Origin of the sequence: Streptomyces sp. NBC_00376 (assembly GCF_036077095.1) — a bacterium.
GTDB lineage: Bacteria > Actinomycetota > Actinomycetes > Streptomycetales > Streptomycetaceae > Streptomyces.
The window spans coordinates 4,351,306-4,368,927 of the sequence record NZ_CP107960.1; the positions used below are offsets into that span (position 1 = coordinate 4,351,306).

The 17,622-nt window shown below is 68.4% G+C and carries 18 protein-coding genes; 12 read left to right on the forward strand and 6 right to left on the reverse strand.

Features of this window, described 5'->3' with window-relative positions:
• The first annotated feature begins 21 nt into the window (after positions 1 to 21).
• Both OG842_RS19635 and OG842_RS19640 read left to right on the forward strand, forming a co-directional pair.
• Positions 22 to 1,080, forward strand: coding sequence for a metallophosphoesterase (locus OG842_RS19635; RefSeq protein ID WP_328512415.1), 1,059 nt, complete (start codon positions 22 to 24; stop codon positions 1,078 to 1,080).
• Between the two features lie 181 nt (positions 1,081 to 1,261).
• Entirely contained in the window at positions 1,262 to 2,086 is an 825-nt protein-coding gene (locus tag OG842_RS19640) for a hypothetical protein (protein ID WP_328512416.1), read from the forward strand.
• Between the two features lie 123 nt (positions 2,087 to 2,209).
• On the opposite strand, the gene thiC is transcribed toward OG842_RS19640, so the two are convergent.
• A complete protein-coding gene (gene thiC / locus OG842_RS19645; RefSeq protein ID WP_266731281.1) occupies positions 2,210 to 3,985 on the reverse strand; it encodes a phosphomethylpyrimidine synthase ThiC in 1,776 nt (591 codons plus the stop codon).
• A gap of 157 nt (positions 3,986 to 4,142) precedes the next feature.
• On the opposite strand from thiC, the gene OG842_RS19650 reads away from it, so the two are divergent.
• Complete coding sequence (locus OG842_RS19650) at positions 4,143 to 5,504, forward strand: YibE/F family protein (protein WP_443063992.1); 1,362 nt, start codon at positions 4,143 to 4,145, stop codon at positions 5,502 to 5,504.
• Positions 5,505 to 5,583: 79 nt separating this feature from the next.
• Here the strand turns inward: OG842_RS19650 and OG842_RS19655 are convergent, their stop codons facing one another.
• From OG842_RS19655 to OG842_RS19670, 4 genes are all read right to left on the reverse strand, one after another.
• Positions 5,584 to 6,021 carry an SsgA family sporulation/cell division regulator gene (locus OG842_RS19655; RefSeq protein ID WP_072488197.1) on the reverse strand — a complete coding sequence of 146 codons (438 nt, stop codon included), beginning with the start codon at positions 6,019 to 6,021 and terminating at the stop codon, positions 5,584 to 5,586.
• 101 nt (positions 6,022 to 6,122) lie between these two features.
• Positions 6,123 to 6,893, reverse strand: a complete 771-nt coding sequence (locus tag OG842_RS19660; protein ID WP_323185760.1) for an IclR family transcriptional regulator — start codon at positions 6,891 to 6,893, stop codon at positions 6,123 to 6,125.
• A 243-nt stretch (positions 6,894 to 7,136) separates the two neighbouring features.
• Positions 7,137 to 7,349 (reverse strand): DUF5326 family protein, encoded by a 213-nt coding sequence (locus tag OG842_RS19665; protein WP_266731284.1) that lies wholly within the window; start codon positions 7,347 to 7,349, stop codon positions 7,137 to 7,139.
• Between the two features lie 202 nt (positions 7,350 to 7,551).
• Positions 7,552 to 7,869: a cupin domain-containing protein gene (locus OG842_RS19670; RefSeq protein ID WP_266731285.1), complete on the reverse strand. Its 318-nt coding sequence runs from the start codon at positions 7,867 to 7,869 to the stop codon at positions 7,552 to 7,554.
• Between the two features lie 68 nt (positions 7,870 to 7,937).
• On the opposite strand from OG842_RS19670, the gene OG842_RS19675 reads away from it, so the two are divergent.
• The 7 genes from OG842_RS19675 (at position 7,938) to OG842_RS19705 (ending at position 14,473) form a co-directional block, all read left to right on the forward strand.
• A complete protein-coding gene (locus OG842_RS19675) occupies positions 7,938 to 8,315 on the forward strand; it encodes a phage holin family protein (RefSeq protein ID WP_266731287.1) in 378 nt (125 codons plus the stop codon).
• Between the two features lie 82 nt (positions 8,316 to 8,397).
• Positions 8,398 to 9,528 (forward strand): cystathionine gamma-lyase, encoded by a 1,131-nt coding sequence (locus OG842_RS19680; RefSeq protein ID WP_266731289.1) that lies wholly within the window; start codon positions 8,398 to 8,400, stop codon positions 9,526 to 9,528.
• A 120-nt stretch (positions 9,529 to 9,648) separates the two neighbouring features.
• Positions 9,649 to 10,785, forward strand: a complete 1,137-nt coding sequence (locus tag OG842_RS19685; protein WP_266731291.1) for a hypothetical protein — start codon at positions 9,649 to 9,651, stop codon at positions 10,783 to 10,785.
• Positions 10,786 to 10,874: 89 nt separating this feature from the next.
• Entirely contained in the window at positions 10,875 to 11,291 is a 417-nt protein-coding gene (locus OG842_RS19690; RefSeq protein WP_266731292.1) for a hypothetical protein, read from the forward strand.
• A 742-nt stretch (positions 11,292 to 12,033) separates the two neighbouring features.
• Complete coding sequence (locus OG842_RS19695; RefSeq protein ID WP_266731293.1) at positions 12,034 to 12,507, forward strand: hypothetical protein; 474 nt, start codon at positions 12,034 to 12,036, stop codon at positions 12,505 to 12,507.
• Positions 12,508 to 13,033: 526 nt separating this feature from the next.
• Positions 13,034 to 13,930: a LysR family transcriptional regulator gene (locus OG842_RS19700; RefSeq protein WP_266731294.1), complete on the forward strand. Its 897-nt coding sequence runs from the start codon at positions 13,034 to 13,036 to the stop codon at positions 13,928 to 13,930.
• Positions 13,931 to 13,993: 63 nt separating this feature from the next.
• On the forward strand, positions 13,994 to 14,473 hold the full coding sequence (locus OG842_RS19705; protein WP_266731296.1) for an NUDIX domain-containing protein: 480 nt from the start codon (positions 13,994 to 13,996) through the stop codon (positions 14,471 to 14,473).
• Between the two features lie 62 nt (positions 14,474 to 14,535).
• Here OG842_RS19705 and OG842_RS19710 read toward each other — a convergent pair whose 3' ends face one another.
• A complete protein-coding gene (locus OG842_RS19710) occupies positions 14,536 to 15,717 on the reverse strand; it encodes a globin domain-containing protein (protein ID WP_266731298.1) in 1,182 nt (393 codons plus the stop codon).
• A 342-nt stretch (positions 15,718 to 16,059) separates the two neighbouring features.
• Between OG842_RS19710 and OG842_RS19715 the strand changes: the two genes are divergently transcribed.
• Positions 16,060 to 16,587 carry a DUF2269 domain-containing protein gene (locus OG842_RS19715; RefSeq protein ID WP_266731300.1) on the forward strand — a complete coding sequence of 176 codons (528 nt, stop codon included), beginning with the start codon at positions 16,060 to 16,062 and terminating at the stop codon, positions 16,585 to 16,587.
• A gap of 5 nt (positions 16,588 to 16,592) precedes the next feature.
• Complete coding sequence (locus OG842_RS19720; protein ID WP_266731301.1) at positions 16,593 to 17,462, forward strand: GNAT family N-acetyltransferase; 870 nt, start codon at positions 16,593 to 16,595, stop codon at positions 17,460 to 17,462.
• Positions 17,463 to 17,622: the final 160 nt, after the last annotated feature.

Below are 17,622 nucleotides of genomic sequence, written 5' to 3' on the forward strand. Positions count from 1 at the left end.
GCGACGGTGGTGGAGGGGTCGATGACACAGGGGGCCGGTCAGGAACCCGTGGTGCGGACGGCGACGTTGCGCGACTTCCGCGTACCGCCCTATGCCCAGAGCCCGGTGCCGCCTGCATCACCGCACCCGGGCAACGCCGTCCCCGGTGACATGCCGCCGGACGGTTACACCCCCACCGCGCGCGATCTTCCCGTGATCAACCGCGGTGACACCCTGCAGGTACCGACCGTCCCCGACCCGCGCCCCGTTCCGGAGCAGGGTCGCGGACCGCTGTACGTCGTCGGCGACGTCCACGGCTATCTGGACGAGCTCCACGCCGCCCTCGCCGAGCAGGGCCTCATCGACGCCGACGGCAAATGGTCGGCGGGCAACGCCCGGCTCTGGTTCCTCGGCGACTTCACCGACCGGGGCCCGGACGGCATCGGGGTCATCGACCTCGTGATGCGCCTGTCCGCCGAGGCCGCGGCCGCCGGCGGCTACTGCAAGGCCCTGATGGGCAATCACGAGCTGCTGCTCCTGGGCGCCAAGCGGTTCAGCGACACCCCGGTCAACTCCGGCGCGGGCACCGCCACCTTCCAGGCGGCCTGGCTGCTCAACGGCGGCCAGAAGAACGACATGGAGCGCCTCCAGGACGTCCACCTCCAGTGGATGTCCCGGCTCGACGCGATCGTCGAGGAGGACGGGCATCTGCTGATGCACTCCGACACGACGGCGTACCTCGAATACGGCACCACCATCGAGGACGTCAACGACACCGTGCACGCCATTCTCACGCGTAACGACGCCGACGAGTGCTGGGACCTCTTCCGCAAGCTCACCAAGCGGTTCGCCTTCCGCGACGAGTCGGGTCCGCAGGCCGTCCGGGAACTGATGTCGGCCTACGGCGGACAGCGCATCGTCCATGGTCACAGCCCCATTCCGTACCTCCTCGGCGAGGTCGGCTCGGAGGACGGCGAGGACGGCTCCGGCCCCGTGGTCAACGGTCCGCACGTGTACGCGGACGGGCTCGCCATCGCCATGGACGGCGGAGTGACCATGGCCGGAAAGCTACTGGTCGTCCAGCTGCCTCTGCATGACTGACGCTCTTCCGGGAAGACGCTCCACGACCTGACCACGCCGACCACTGGGCCTATTTCCGGAAACCCCCTGTCACCCCGTGCCGTGGGCGCTCTACCATCGGCGTATCAGTAGCAGGCTCTCCTCCGTTTCCGCCCAACTGCCCGTCTCCAACGGGCACTCAGGCCCGACGGAGCATCGGGGGATGCACATGAACAGCGCTCCGCACCTGCTGGCCGAGGACCGCCCCGAGTACGAGCGGATCCTCGATGACGCACTGCGTCATGCCCATGAACGGCCGGATCTGGCCGCGGTCGGCGAACGGCTCAACGCCGTCCAGCTGCGCACGATGGCGCTGGACGCCACGGAGCTGATCACCGCGACCGCCGCCACCGAGTACAAGCACTACGTGCAGGCCCGCGAGGAACTTCGCGGCCCTGCCGACGGGACGGACCAGGACGCGCTCCCCGGCTCCGGCACGGGCCGTCCGCACCAGTCGGGCGCCGGCATAGGAGCCGTCGTCACGGTCCTGGCGCCGGTGCTCGCCGGTACCGCCGCGTTCATATTCCTGCTGGCGGGCTACCTGCTGAGGCTGCTCGACCCGGCGCCGTCCTTCGCCTCGACCATGGTCTCCGCGGGCTGGTTCTTCGCCGCGGTCACGGCCGCCGCCATCCTGGCCGCCGCCGTCGGGCTGCTCATCACGGCACTGCGCAACGGCTCGGAGCCGCAGCCCGTCGAGGACGACGAGGAGGAGTTGCCGGAGGACGTGGCACGGGCCAGGGAGGCCTGGCGTCACGCCCTGCTGGAGCGCGGCATCCTGCCGTTCCTGCGGGACGCGCTCGCCGATCCCGAGGCCGGGCCCGCCTCGCGCACACCGGTCCGCTCGGCGAACCGCATCCCGAAGGTCGGCTACAGCCCGCCGGACTTCTCCAGTCCGGGCGACGGCCCGGCGGCGGGCCCCCGGCCGACGTTCACCTCACCGGACTTCACCAGCCCCGACTTCGGCGGCCCCGAACACGAACTGGACTGACCGGGTCCGCACACCTGCCGTCCGGCAGGAGCGCACTGACCATCTCCTCATACCTGCCGGACGGCAGGAGCGGTCGCCCCGAAGGCGGAAGCCTCCGGGGCGATACCTCGTCCCGGGTCCGGATCAGTCCGCGATCGGCAGATAGACCCGGTTGCCCGCCGCCGCGAACTCCTTGGACTTCTCCGCCATGCCCGCCTCGATCTCCGACTGCGAACCGCCGTGCTCGCGCCGGATGTCCTGGGAGATCTTCATCGAGCAGAACTTCGGGCCGCACATCGAGCAGAAGTGCGCCGTCTTGGCCGGCTCGGCGGGCAGCGTCTCGTCGTGGAACTCCCGTGCGGTGTCAGGGTCGAGGGCCAGGTTGAACTGGTCCTCCCAGCGGAACTCGAACCGGGCGTCGGAGAGCGCGTCGTCCCAGTCCTGCGCCCCCGGGTGCCCCTTGGCGAGGTCCGCCGCGTGCGCCGCGATCTTGTAGGTGATGACGCCGGTCTTCACATCGTCCCGGTTGGGCAGGCCGAGGTGCTCCTTCGGCGTGACGTAGCAGAGCATCGCCGTCCCCCACCACGCGATCATCGCCGCGCCGATGCCGGAGGTGATGTGGTCGTACGCCGGCGCGACATCGGTGGTCAGCGGGCCGAGCGTGTAGAACGGCGCCTCCTCGCAGATCTCCTGCTGGAGGTCGATGTTCTCCTTGATCTTGTGCATCGGGACATGTCCCGGCCCCTCGATCATGGTCTGGACGCCGAACCTCTTGGCGACCGTGTTCAGCTCGCCGAGCGTGCGCAGTTCGGCGAACTGCGCCTCGTCATTGGCGTCGGCGATCGAGCCGGGTCGCAGCCCGTCGCCCAGCGAGTACGTCACGTCGTAGCTCGCGAGGATCTCGCAGAGCTCCTCGAAGTGCTCGTACAGGAACGACTCCTTGTGGTGCGCGAGGCACCACGCCGCCATGATCGAGCCGCCGCGCGAGACGATGCCGGTCTTGCGGCGGGCGGTCAGCGGTACGTACGGCAGGCGCACGCCGGCGTGGACCGTCATGTAGTCGACGCCCTGCTCGGCCTGCTCGATGACGGTGTCCTTGTAGATCTCCCAGGTCAGTTCCTCCGCCCGGCCGTCGACCTTTTCGAGGGCCTGGTAGAGCGGGACGGTTCCGATCGGAACGGGTGAATTGCGCAGAACCCACTCACGGGTGGTGTGAATGTTGCGGCCGGTGGACAGATCCATGACGGTGTCGGCGCCCCAGCGCGTCGCCCACGTCATCTTCTCCACCTCCTCCTCGATGGAGGACGTCACCGCGGAGTTGCCGATGTTGGCATTGACCTTCACCAGGAATCGCTTGCCGATGATCATCGGCTCGATCTCGGGGTGGTTGACGTTGGCCGGCAGCACGGCCCGGCCGGCCGCGATCTCCTCGCGCACCACCTCGGGCTCGACGTTCTCCCGGATCGCCACGTACTCCATCTCCGGGGTGATCTCGCCCCGGCGGGCGTACGCGAGCTGGGTCACCGGCTGCCCGTCCCGGCTGCGGCGCGGCAGCCGCGGACGACCGGGGAAGACCGCGTCGAGGTTGCGCAGTCCGCCGCGCGGCGAGGTGTGCTTGAGCCCGTCGTCCTCGGGGCGGGCGGGGCGGCCCGGGTACTCCTCGGTGTCGCCGCGGGCGGTGATCCAGTTCTCCCGCAGCGGTGCGAGCCCGCGGCGGACATCCGTCTCGACGGTGGGATCGGTGTACGGACCCGACGTGTCGTACAGCGTCACGTCCTTGCCGTTGGTGAGGTGCACCTGACGGACCGGCACCCGGAGGTCCGGACGCGAGCCCCGGACGTACCCCTTGTGCCAACCGATGGACTTCCCGGCCTCGTCGCTCTGGTTCGAGGCAGGCGTGCGTGCGTCCGATGTGGTCATGAGACCTACTCCCTACGCCGGCATTACCCGGTAACAGGTTCGGCGGTCGGCGCAGCCTGTCCCGTACGGACGTACGGAGATCAGCGCCCTCTCAGCCCGGTGCTCCGAGCTCCCGCGTGTGCAAAGGTTCCCCCACGCTAGCGCCCCGTCCGGCCTGATGAACAGTGGGCCCGTCTCTTCTTGCGATGATCGGCCGGTGACGTCCCCCCCTATCGACCTCGAAACGCAGGGCCATCAGCACGGTCACTCGCACAGCCATGGCCCCGCCGCACCCGTCTCCAGACATCTGCGCAAAGTCATCGCGGCCGTACTGATCCCGTTCGCCACCGCCGTCCTCGTCGGTCTGGTGGCGCTCTGGCCGGGCGGTGCGCCGTCGCACGAGCGGACCGGCGTCGGATTCGACCGGCAGACCCAGCAGGGAAAGGTGGTGAATGTCGACATGGTGGACTGCAAGGAGGTGAACGCGGTCCAGACGCCCATGGACGGGGCCGCCACACCGCCCTCGGGAAGCGCGAGGGGGCTGTGCAAGAAGGCCACGATCGAGGTGGCGACCGGTCACGACAAGGGCCGGACCTTCACCGAGATCGTCCAGCCCGACGCGACGCGTCAGCTGCGCGACGGTCAGGGCGTGGTCGTGGCGTACGCCCCCGACGCGCCCCGTGACCTGCAGTACTCGGTGACGGATGTGAACCGGAAGTTCCCGCTGACCCTGCTGGCCGGGATCTTCGCCCTGGTCGTGGTCGCGGTGGGCCGCATGCGCGGGGTGATGGCGCTGGTCGCGCTCGCCGTCTCGTTCGCCGTGCTGACCCTGTTCATCCTCCCGGCCATACTCCAGGGCTCCAACCCGCTGCTCGTCGCGGTGGTCGGGGCCAGTGCGATCATGCTGATCGCGCTCTACATGTGCCACGGCCTGAGCGCCCGCACCTCGGTGGCGGTGATCGGCACACTGATCTCGCTGCTGCTGATCGGACTGCTCGGATCGCTCTTCATCGGCTGGGCGAGCCTGACCGGCAACACCGACGACAACACCGGCCTCATCCATGGTCTGTACCCGCACATCGACATGAGCGGTCTACTTCTGGCCGGTGTCATCATCGGTTCGCTCGGGGTCCTCGACGATGTGACCGTGACCCAGACGTCGGCGGTCTGGGAACTCCACCAGGCGAACCCGACGTTGGGTGTGCGGGGGCTCTACCGGGCAGGGATCAGGATCGGACGCGACCACATCGCCTCGGTCGTCAATACGCTGGTGCTCGCCTACGCGGGCGCCGCACTGCCGTTGCTGCTGCTGTTCTCCATCGCCCAGAGCAGCGTGGGGACGGTGGCCAACAGCGAGCTGGTGGCGGAGGAGATCGTACGAACGCTGGTCGGCTCGATCGGACTGGTCGCCTCGGTGCCGGTGACGACGGTGCTCGCTGCGCTGGTCGTCTCCGCGGACCGCACAGGGCCCGGCGCGGAAGCCGGAGCTTCGGCACCCGTACGGACCGGGAAGGGCCGTCGTCGCAGGGCAAGGCCTTGAGCTTCTCCACGCTGAGCAATTCACCCATTCGGCAGGTACCGTGTTCGACCGGCGAGCCGGTCGGCGGCGCCGTTTCCGCTCAGCCTGCGTTCTGTTCCTCGGCGAGAATTCGGCCCAGGGCGTCTTCCAGGTTGCCCTCGAAGTCACCCAGCGTGCACTCCTGCCCGAGTGGCACGAGCTTGTCGGTCCGGTCGAGAAACGCCACAAGTGGTGCCGTACCGGCCCTGAAGAGAGCCCGGTCCTCGCCGACCTGGAGCCGGATATGTACGTCGGACAACCCCTCGGGTTCAGTGGGACCGATATGCACATCGCCGTCGCCACTGGGGCTGTTGAGGCCGTCGAGCAGCAGCTCACGGCCGAATGCCCAGGTGACGGGGGCGTCACCGGGCAGATGGAAGGTCATCCGGATCGCATACGGATCGCAGACCTCGTACCGGAGCTCCACCGGGATCCGGAAAGAGAGCTCCTCGGAGACGAGGAAGCTCATCATGACCTCAGCTTGAACCGACTCGCGCATCGTTCAACCCCGCAGTAGATGAATCTGGCCAGGAATGATCCCCCGTGGCCCTATTGACGCCATCGTGGTGCACGCGATAGCAGATCACAAGGAGTGATTTTTCAGATACTGATAGAGAACACGAACGAACGCAAGAGGTTGGCCACTTCGCCACGTAGTTGTTCGACTGCGGGGAGCAACCGACTTTCCTGCTCCAGGGGTACGGAAATCGCCATCGCGGCAGCGGTGAATCCGGCCGTGATCGGGATGGCCGCACAGACCGTCCCCAGGGCGTACTCCTGTCGCTCGATGACAGGTTCCGTCCGCTCCATCGACCGCAGTCGCTCAAGGAGCGTGGCCCGGTCCTTGACCGAGTAGCGGGTCAGCGGACGCACAGGGTGACGGTCGAGGTGGTCCTCGCGGGCCTTCTCGTCGAGCTGGCTCAGCAGACACTGACCGATCGCGTGGGCATGCCCGGTCTCCCGGAAGGAGGCCCATTCGTCGACGGCGGGGATGGCGGGGGTGTCGGCGACCGCGATGAGTTCGATCTCGCCCTCGCGGTAGACGGCGCAGTACACGGGTGCGCCGATGATGTCGCGCCAGCGGCCCAGCGACTCGGCCATTCTGCCGCGACGATTCTGCAACGCCCCTTCGTCGACCAGGCGTTCGGCCGCGGTCCCGATGAGGAAGACGCCGTTCTCCCGGCGCAGATAACCCTCATGAGTCAGGGTGCGCAGCAGATGGTAGGCCGTGGGAAGGGGAAGACCCGCTTCCCTGGCCAGTTGTTTCGCGGGTGCCCCGTCGCGATGGGTCACCACGGCTTCCAGCAGCCTCAGCGCTCGCTGAACCGAACCGATCAGCGTCGGGGCAGCAGTGCTCGATGCCGTGGTCAACAGTCACCCCCAGGCATGGTGACGGGTAGTCAGCCCGCCTGTGGGGGCCGCCCCCACGCACTGCCGCATGGCTGGGGTCCGGACGACGAACGCCGTACTGGCCACTGGTCAGCGTGGTGACGGACTGTTGATTCCCAGGTGGTGGCAGCGAACTGCCACCCTATCCGCCGGGTCCGCGAGGGGTGTCGTTTCGTCTTCCGCTTAGCTCAGCTGGGCTAATGCCCCGGCCGGCTTCCGATCGTCCTACCAGTCGCCGCGCGACGAGGACGACGACATGAACTTGCGTACGACGAAGATGAGCCCGCCGACCAGGATCACGAAGATCAGGACCTTGAAGAGCAGTCCGATCACGAACCCGATCACGCTGGCGATGAGACCGCCGAACACGACGATCGCGATGACCGGCACCGCGATCCACTTCACCCACCAGGGCATCCCCGCGAATATCTCCCGCACCGCCATCGTCCTTACCTCGTCTCCATGAGTTCCTGCTTCGATGCTAGAGGCGCGGAGGGGGCCAGCGGTGGGTCCGCAGCCCTTGAAGTCCCCTGATCGACCCCTGAGGGATCCCTGAGACCGGACCCCCGCCCTCCGGGGCCCAGCCCTCGGGTGCCACAGCCCTCCGGGGCTCAGCTCTCGGGCGCCTCAGCCCCGGGGCTCAGCTCTCCGGGGGTGAGAAGACCACCATCACCCGCAGGTCCTCGGTGATGTGGTGGAACTTGTGGGCGACACCGGCCGGTACGTACACCACGCTCCCTCTGCCCACCTGCGTGGTTTCCATGCCGACCGTGATGGCTGCGCGGCCGCTGACGACGAAGTAGACCTCGTCCTGATTGTGCGGCTGCTGCGGGTCGAGCTCACCGGCATCCAGTGCGTACAGGCCGACGGACATGTTCCGTTCCTTCACGAACTGCAGATACGCGCCGTCGTTGGCGGCCCGTTCCGCCTCCAGTTCGTCCAGTCTGAACGCCTTCATGCCCTGTCCGCCCCTTGCCTCTGCGCTGCCGGTGTCCGCCACCGATCAGGTCTGCCACGATCAGACACATGAAGAATTTCGTAGTCAAGACGATCGCCAACGCAGGTGCGCTGGCCGTGGCCATCTGGTTGATCCAGGACATCACGCTGACCGGCGGCAGCACCGGTCGCAAGGCGCTCACCCTGATCGTGGTGGCCCTGCTCTTCGGTCTGGTGAACTTCGTCGTCAAGCCGGTCGTGAAGCTGCTCACCCTGCCGCTCTTCATCCTCACGCTCGGGCTGATCACGTTGGTGGTCAACGCGCTCATGCTGCTGCTGACCTCGTGGCTCGCGGGCCTGTTCGATCTGAGCTTCCATGTCGACGGTTTCTGGACCGCCGTGCTCGGCGGACTGATCATCTCCATCGTGTCGTGGGCACTGAACGTGATCCTGCCCGACGAGGACTGACCCGAAGCCTCCTGAGACAGTGCAGTTCAGGTCCATGGCATACCGGAGAGAGAAGCGCCGGTGAGAGAAGCGAGGAAGCGGTATGAGCACCCTGGGTGACGGAACACGAGCGGTACGGGCCGGGCTGCCCGAACCGGAGCAGTTCGAGCCCACCCTCCCCGGGCCGGTCTTCGCCGCGCACTTCCATCTCTCCGGTGAGCCGACCGGTCCGTACACCTACGGCCGGGACACCAATCCGACCTGGACCCATCTGGAACGGGCCATCGGTGAGCTGGAGGCACCGGGGGAGCCCGTCGAGACCACGGTCTTCGCCTCCGGGATGGCGGCGATCTCGGCCGTGCTGCTGTCCCAGGTACGCACCGGCGATGTGGTCGTGCTGCCCGACGACGGCTACCAGGCCCTGCCGCTGGTGCGCGAGCAGCTGGAGGCGTACGGCGTCGAGGTGCGGACCGCGCCGACCGGTGGCGATGCCCAGCCGGCGGTCCTCGAAGGCGCCAAGCTGCTGTGGATCGAGACCCCGTCCAATCCGGGGCTCGACGTCTGCGATGTGCGCCGGCTCGTCGAGGCAGCGCACTCGGCCGGCACGCTGGTGGCCGTCGACAACACCCTCGCCACACCGCTCGGCCAGCGCCCGCTGGAGCTGGGGGCCGACTTCTCGGTGGCCAGTGACACCAAGGGCATGACCGGACACGGGGACATCCTGCTCGGCCATGTGACCTGCCGTGATCCCGAGCTGGCAGCGGGAGTACGGCGCTGGCGCAAGGTGGTCGGAGCCATCCCCGGCCCCATGGAGGCCTGGCTCGCTCACCGGTCGCTGGCCACGCTGGAGCTGCGGATCGACCGGCAGTGCGCCACCGCACTGACGCTGGCGCAGGCGCTCGGCAAGCGGCCCGAGGTGACCGGGCTGCGCTATCCCGGACTCCCCTCCGATCCGTCGTATCCCAAGGCCGTGCGGCAGATGCGGCGCTTCGGCTCCGTGGTGTCGTTCGTGCTGCCCGACCGCGAACGGGCCGAGCGCTTCCTGACCGGGCTGCGGCTGGTCGACGACGCGACGAGCTTCGGCGGAGTGCGCTCCACCGCCGAGCGCCGGGCGCGCTGGGGCGGTGACGCCGTGCCCGAGGGCTTCATCCGCTTCTCGGTCGGCGCGGAGAGCCCGGCGGACCTGGTGGCGGATGTGGAACGGGCGCTCGACGCGGCGATGAGCGAGCGCTGACCGACCGGTGGCACGGGTGGCGACCGGCCAGAGGTATGTGCAGGTCCGAGCCTCCCCCCTCAGTTCACCCGGCTGAGGAAGAAGATCGAGGGCGTCCGCGATGACGCTGTGAAGGCGGGCATGCGGGTGTCGGAGCGCGGTGTGGTCGCCTTCGATACGTCCAAGCTCGACCGCGGAGCGTACGTCGCCTACATGCATGACCCTGGTTATCAGGAGAGCGCCCGTACGGCGGCCGGCAGCTGGAACGAACAGATCGATGTCGCCGTAAAGGCGGTGAACGACGCCGACGAGGGGTTCAAGCTCGCCCTGGCATCACTGACGCAGGACTCGAATCTTCTGGACGGCACGGTGGGCGGCTTCAACCGGGACCCGAAGGGTAACCCGTACCCGTCCCTGGAAGAGGCGGCAAAGGCTCAGCACATCCCCAAGAGCAAGCGCGCGGTCGCCGAGTGGTGGCACGACCTGGCTCCCGTCACCCGCGCCATCCTGCTCCAGAAAAGGGGAGACGAGCTGCGCAAGGCCGGCATCATGAGCCCGCTGTACAAGTGGCATGCGGCGGACGAGGGCTCCGGAGCGTTCAACACCGAGGACCCCACGGCCAAAGACCTCTGGTACCTGTCCCGTGCTCAGGCCATCGCAGCCGGCGGCGACTTCACCGGAGAGAACGCGGCATCGCGCAACATGGAGCACTACCTGGGCAAGACCGGCGAGCCGCTGGATCTCGACGTGGACCGGATCTTGCAGGACGACTCCGGGTTCCGCGACGACGTCAACGTCCACATCGCCCAGAACCAGGACGCGTGGAAGCAGCAAGGGCCCGACGCATTCAAGAAGGCCGGCGGCGACCAGACTGTCGTCGTCCCGGTGGAGAGCAAGGCGGTCGGTCGGACCTTCAACAGCGACGAGTGGTTCCACGCAGTCGGCTCGCACCAGCAGAACGTCTCAGGCATGGTCACCGTCAGTCCCGGGGCGGACGGCAAACCGAAGGTCTCGCTCGACTACCAGGCCAACGTCTGGGACCGGTACAACTGGGACGCAGGCAAGTCGGCCAATTTTCCCGTCATCGGTGAGGTCCCAGACTCCGAAATGGGCCGTCTGCACAAGACGGGCCTCGCCCAGGAATTCGATATGAGGGGAAGCAGCTCCACCTACACGTACGACCTGAACAGTCCCACACCCTCTACGGTGAACCCACCGGACCAGGGCCGCGAAGGTACCCGCGGAGACGTGTCCCGCGGTGACGAGGAGAATCGTTGAAGATCCGACGTGGCGCCCACTTCCTCGCGGCGCTCGCCGCCGTCGTTCTTCTGGCCTCGTGCTCCGGATCGGATGGGGACGATCGCCGCGTGACCGAGGGACGTGACTGGCACTGGGACAAAAACGCGGGCGCGCCCCAGGCATCCGCGTTCATGAACGTCACCGTGCCCAAGGACGCCACACAGACCAAGGGCGCCGTCCAGATCAATCCGCAGGAGGACATCTACCTCCTGTCCTTCGTCACCAGCGAGAAGAACGCCGAGGGCATCGCGGAGGACCTGCACTCCGGGGATCCCCTGAAGGCGCAGAAGAAGAACTTCGTCCCGGATAGAGAGCGCTTCAAGCACCTCGGGCTGGCCGAGCCACAGACGCTGGCAGGGACACGCTGGGCGGGAGTGTGCCCTCCGTGCGTAAACGATGACCGCCGCAAGAAAGTGCAGTGGATCGATGTCTACGTTCAGGCGCTCAAGGACGATCAGGTCCGGGTATATCTCCAGGCCTTCTGACGCCGTGCTGCCAGGCGCCGATGGCCCATGCGCCACGAACCCGGTTGCCAACGCCGGGTGACGCGACGGCCGAAGTTCGGCGTCGCAGCGAGCGGAGTGACCAGGCTCAGGGAATCTGGGCGCGGCATTTTCAGCAGGGCGTAGCCCTGGTAGTGGGCGATGAAGCCGTCGCCGCCATGGACAGGTTCCGTTTCCATTCCGGTCGTCCTTGGCGATGCCCTCCCACAGGCGGGCCTGCGCGGTGGCGAACACGTCGAGTGCGCGCGACGTCGCCGTGGGCCAGGCTGGGATCTTCGCCGCCCACTGCTCGGCGGCCTCTGGTGTGTGGCCGGCGGAGATGAGCCAGACGACCCAGCACGCCGCGTCGATCCAGACGGCGCTGCGCGTCGGCCAGGCCCAGTCGACGACTCGGGACGCGCCAGCGACGACAAGGACGTTGTCCGAAGTCCAGTCGGTGTGCAGCAGTGTGATCCCCGACAAGAACACCGCGCCCTCCGAGCCATCGAGGTAATCCGCGAGGCGGTCCTCGGTGCGCCCGAGGTCGAGATCGGCGGACGCTTGGATCGACGACTGCGTGGTGATCGCCTCCGCGATGAGCGGAAGGCCTGGGGGACATCGGCTCGGGCTGTAGTCGGCCGGGCGGCCATCGAGGACTCTGCTGCGCAATTCCGTGCGGGTGATGGCGGGCGCGGGTGATCGTCTGTGCGGACGGCTCCCGTCGTGCGACCGTGGGGGTGGTGCGATGTCGATGCGGCCGGAGGGACTGCCGGAGAAGAAGCGGGAGGCATGGGCGACCGAGGTAGTCCGGGCCGTCCCCGACGCCATCAACCCCAGCCACCGCATCGCGGTCGTCCTAGGCGTCGGCTGCGGCCTCCGCCAGGGCGAGGTCTTCGGTGCGGTGACCACGGACATCGACTTCGACGCCAAAGAGATCCACGTATGCCGCCAGGTCCAACTCGACGGCAACACGATGTTCTACAAGCTCCCGAAGGACGAGAAAGCCTGCGTAGTCCCGATGTCCGCATCCGTCGCGGCGGAGCTACTGCTCCACATGCGCACGTACGCGCCTGCCGCGATCGAACTGCCTTGGGCCGAAGCCGACTCGGAGAAGAAGCAGGCCCACGCCCTCGTTCTCACGAACGCCGCCGGTAACTCGAACAACTTCAAGAGCTGGAACGTACGACCTGGAGGCCCGCGCTCGCCGCGGCCGGAGTGATCCCGAAGCCCGAGCCGGGCGCGCGTAGGGGAGCGCACGCTGAGTCGCCCAACGAGGTTTCCACATGACCCGCCATGCGTACGCCTCCGTGACGCTCCCCGAAGGGGAGGACATCGTTACGCTCTCGCACTGGCTCGGCCACGAGACGCCGACCATCACGCTTGAGCACTACGCCCACTTCATGCCGAAATCCGGGGCCAAGGGCGCGGCAGCCGTGAACCGCCTGCTGACACCACCTATCGCCGCGGGCAACCGCCTCACGGCTCCCCTCACGCTGAAACTCCCCCAGCACCCATCTGGAAGGCGTACCCCGGCAAGGAACCCGCAGCTGGTCGCCGTACGAAAGATGGACGGTCCGAGCCTCCCCCCTCGTGGCTCGGACCGCCCCCGGTTCCTCCTGCGAAGAACCGCCCGAACAAGGCTAGTTGACTCTCCGTCAGTGTCCAATCACAGTAGCGACAGCGACCTATCGACATATTTATAGTTGTACGGGTCCGAAGCATCGCGAAGGTAGGAAGGACAGGACATGGACCTGACCCTGCTGCGCACGTTCGTCACGGTGCACCGGGCCGGTTCCTTCACCAGGGCCGCCGCCCTGCTCGGCCTCTCCCAGCCCGCGGTCACCTCGCAGATCCGGACCCTGGAGCGGCAGCTCGGCCGCCCGCTCTTCCTGCGCAGGGCCCGCGGCGTGACCCCGACGACCATCGGCGACGAACTCGCGCACCGGGCGGCGCCCCATCTGGACGCTCTGATCGAGATCGCCGAGGCGGAGCTCGACGAGGAGTCGGGCGTAAGGACGCTGCATCTGGCCGGGCCGCCCGAATTCTCGTCGATGCGCGCCCTGCCCGCGCTCACCCCACTCGTCGCCCAGGGCCTGGCCCTGCGCAGCTCCTTCTTCACCGGGGCGGAAGAAGCACTGGAAGGGCTGGCCGCCGGACATCATGACCTGGCCATCGCGACCGCCCGTCCGCGCGGTGGGCTGCTCACCGCGTCCGCGCTCTGCGACGAAGAACACGTCCTGGTCGCCGCGCCGCGCTGGGCCGGGCGCCTCGGCCCCGGGACCCTGCGCCACAAGGGGCCCGTGGTCCTGGAGCAGCTGCCCGTCGTGGAGGTCCATGAGAGCCTGCCGCTCGTCTCCCGGTACTGGGCCGCCGTCTTCGACAGTCGGCCCGCCCTCGCGGGAACCGTCATCGTGCCCGACCTCCGGGCGGTCCTGGAGTGCACCGCAGCGGGCGCCGGACTCGCCGTGCTGCCGCGCTACCTGTGCGAGAGGGCGCTGGAGCGGGGCGAGGTCGTGGCCCTCCTGGACCCTCCGGTTCCTCCCCTGCGCACCTATTTCCTGGCGGTGCGGACCGGCACACTCGCGCTGCCCCACATCGCGCGGGCGCACGAGTGGCTGCTGCGTGCTGCCGCCGACTGGTGACCTCAGGGCCGCCCAGCACCGGTCCGGTGTTTCAGAACCGGTTCTGCGGGCCACTCTCTTGCCATGACCGAACGTCCCGTGGTCAAGCGCACCGCACGCGCCATTCTGCTCGACGGCAACGACCTGATCCTCATCAAGCGCACCAAGCCCGGAGTGGATCCCTACTGGCTCACGCCCGGCGGCGGGGTCGAGCCCGAGGACGCGACCGTGGTCGACGCCCTGCACCGCGAGGTGGACGAGGAGCTCGGCGCCAAGATCACCGATGTGGTCCCCTGCTTCGTCGACACCGTGGAGCACATCGAGGGCGGCGGAGTGAAGGGCGTGAAGGTCCAGCACTTCTTCGTCTGCCGACTGGACTCGATGGACCTGTCCCGGCGGCACGGCCCCGAGATCGACGATCCCTGCGGGGAGTACGACGTCGTACGGGTTCCGTTCAGCCGAATGGGGATCGCCGCCGTCCACCTCGTACCGCTGTCGCTGCGGCACTATCTGGACGGGAACATCGAGGGCGTACGCGCGATGCACGCGCCCGATCTGGGCTGACCGCCACCGATCCGGGAGGAGAGGCGGCGGCCGGTGCTCCGGTGTGACGGCGGCTGTCGCGGTCAGGCGGGGCCGGTGTCGGCCGGTTCGTCGAGGAAGTCGTGGCGGATACGCCCGGCCGGCATCCCGATGCCCCGGAGCACGTCCACGCCGCTGCGGATCATGCCGGGCGGGCCCGAGAGATAGGCGTCGTACTCGTGCCACGGGCCGTGCTGCCGCACCGCCTCGGGCAGCAGTCCCCTCATCAGGCCGCTTCCCCTTCCCGGACCGATGGCGACCACAGGCCGCACTTCGAGCCAGGGAAAGGTGTTCTGGAGCCGCATCATCGTGTCGATGTCGTACAGGTCGTGATCGCTGCGTGCCCCGTAGAAGACCTCCACCGGACGCCGGTCGCCGTGCTCCGCGACATCCTCCACGAGCGCCTTGATGGGCGCGATGCCCGTGCCTCCGCCCAGGCAGAGCAGACCGTTGTGGGTGGAGTGGTCGACCGTCATCGAGCCCGTGGGCGGGCCGAGGCGCAGGATGTCCCCGGGCCGGGCCCGGTGCACCAGGGCGTTGGAGACCCAGCCGGCCGGGACCGCCTTGATATGGAAGGTGAGCAGGCCATCGGGGCGGGGTGCCGAAGCGAAGGAATAGTGCCGCCAGTTCCGGGGCCACCACGGGGTCTCCACGGCCGTGTACTGGCCGGCGATGAAAGGGTAGGCCTGGTCGGGCCGGAGCGTGAGCACCGCTATGTCACGGGTCCTGAGGTCGTGCGCCACGACCTCCGCGTGCCACCAGGCGGGGGCCCGCTGCTCGTCCGCGGCGGCCGCGTCGATCATGATCTGCGATATCGCGGTGTAGGCACGCACCCACGCCGCTTCGGTCTCCCCGTCCCAGGTGGTGGTCGCGTAGCGGCTCAGGGCGCCCATGAGCGCCTCCCCCACCGCGGGATAGTGCATGGGCAACGTGCCGTACTTGCGGTGCCCCCGCCCCAGTTCGCCGAGGTACTCGGCCAGTGCGTGTGCGTCGTCCAGCCGGTCGGCCGCGGTGAGGATCGCACGGAGGAGCCGGTCGCGCTGGACGTCCATCGCGACCGGGAACAGGTTCCTCAGTTCCGGGTGGCGTACGAAGAGCAGCGCGTAGAAGTACGAGGTCGCCTGATCCGCGACGGGCGATATCTCGGCCAGGGTGCGGTGGATCAGGGTCGCGTCGGTGGATCTGCCCGTTCCGTCGTCGGTCCACCCGGTGGCCGGAGCATCCATACTGTGCCTCGCCTCGTACGTCTCGTGGTCGCCTTAAGCACCAGCACGGCCCGCAAGCCCCTGGTCTGCAGACACAGTCGGGCCCCGCTGACGGCCGTCGTTCGGCCACTGTCCGCGATCCCCTGGCCCAGCATGCCTTGTGACGGACACGGACGGGTCGTGGACCCATGACAGCCGCCCAAGAACGCATCAGCACCAGGCAGGACGGCGACTCCCCTGACAGAGAAGCCCGCGGAGGAACGTGTGGAGCCCGCAGAACGCGTGCCGTACGCCGAGGCTAGTACGCGCGATTACTCCCGCTGTCAGACGCCCGATCGCCCCGCTCCCGGCACCGTGTTTCACGTGAAACCACTCAAACGCCCCGCCCGTCGCAGCCTCCTGGTGGCACATGTCGCGGTATCCGTGAGCTGGCTGGGACTGACCGTCGGACTGCTGGCGCTCGGAATCGCGGCATTCTCCACCAAGGACCCCGCCACCGCGCAGGCCGCCACCCGTGCCATGAAAATCTTCGGGGACTGGCTGATCGTGCCGGTCGCCCTGTTCTCCCTCTTCAGCGGCCTCGTTCTGGCGCTCGGCACCCCATGGGGGCTGGCCAGGCACCGGTGGGTCTGGACGAAGTTCTGGCTCACCCTGATCACCGTGGCACTGTCCGTCTTCTCCCTGCGTCCCGGCATCGACGAGGCCGCGGCACGTGGGGCCGTCGACATCGACCTGGTGGTCGCGCCGTCGGTGGCAACGGCGACGTACCTCTTCGTCACCGCGATATCGGTGCTGAAGCCCTGGGGACCGACCCGGCGCGGCCGTCGGCTGCGTCACTCGTCCGGAACAGGTAAAGGGGTGGACGGGCGGACATCGGGTCGGACAGCCTGACCTTCATGCCTAGCTCACTGCCCCGTCCGATCACCGAACTGCATGTCCGGCGCCTCACCCCGGGCGACCTGGTCGCCTGCGCCGATCTCAGCGAAGACCGTGGCTGGCCACGCGATGAGCACAGGTGGGGCCTGCTCCTCGCCGCCGGAACTGGCTACGGCGTGGATGACCCCGACGGCAAGGGCCTGATGGCCAGCTGCGTGGTGACCTCGTACGGCACCGGGCTGGCAGCCATCGGCATGGTGCTCGTCGCGGAGCGGTATGCGCGGCAGGGAATCGCGCGGCAGCTGATGCACCATGTGATCGCCGAGTCCGGGGACATCCCGCTCAGCCTCTACGCGACGGCTGCGGGGCAACCGCTCTACGAACAGCTCGGCTTCTCGGTCGTGGGCCACTCCCAGCGGGTCGCCGGTTTCTTCCGGCCGACCGACGGCAGGCCCCCTGCTGTCTCCGTCCGCCCGGCCACGGCGGAGGACCTGCGAGCCATGGTCCTGCTGGACGCGGATGTCTTCGGCGCCGACCGGACCCATGTCCTCGCCCGGCTCCCCGCGTACGCCGACCACATCCGGGTCGCGGAGGACGGGGGGCGTCTCATCGGTTACGCGGCGGTCTGGCCCAGCGACCGGACCCATGCGATCGGCCCGTTGGTCGCGCGCGACACCGCCACGGCTGAGACCCTTGTCGCCTCGCTCGCGGAGGCGACGGATCTGCCGCTGCGCGCGGACATCGACACGCGCCATACCCAGCTGCTCGACTGGTTCGAGGAGCACGGTCTGCGGCCCGGCTCCACGACGGCGGTGATGACACATGGAGCCGCGGATGTGCCGGGCGACTGGACCCGTCGCTACGCCCCGCTGACCGTTGCCATGGGCTGACCGCCGACGCCCGCACGGCCCGGAGCCGCCATCGGCTGCGGGCCGGTGGAACACTTCGGACGAGCGACTGCACGACGGCCGTCGCAAAGCCGTGATCCTGGTCGCCGCGGCATCTGCGCCATGTCACGGAAGCCGGCCTGGCCGGTCGCGTGGGTCCGGC